The sequence below is a fragment of the Photorhabdus stackebrandtii genome, from assembly GCF_011189495.1.
In the GTDB taxonomy this organism is placed as follows: Bacteria; Pseudomonadota; Gammaproteobacteria; order Enterobacterales; family Enterobacteriaceae; genus Photorhabdus; species Photorhabdus khanii.
On sequence record NZ_PUJV01000204.1, the window covers coordinates 1 to 259 of the forward strand.

The 259-nt window shown below is 57.5% G+C and carries 1 protein-coding gene; it reads left to right on the top strand.

Annotation, left to right across the window (positions count from 1 at the left end; translation table 11 throughout):
* The coding region (locus C5470_RS22350) for a condensation domain-containing protein (RefSeq protein WP_166291972.1) at positions 1-259 on the top strand (259 nt) is incomplete at both ends.

Sequence of the window (259 nt, forward strand, 5' to 3'; positions counted from 1 at the left end):
CCGGGCGGAACTTATCCGACTGACGGAAGAGGATTATCAGTTTTTGCTGACCCAGCATCATATTGTGTCCGATGGCTGGTCAGTCGATGTACTGATAAATGAACTGAACGCACTCTACGCCGCCTTTCTGGCCGGCCAGCCGGATCCGCTGCCCCCATTGGCCATTCAGTACCCGGATTACGCCGCCTGGCAGCATCAGTGGTTTTCCGCCGAACGTACCCAGGCGCAGTCGGACTACTGGCGCACAACACTGGCCGAT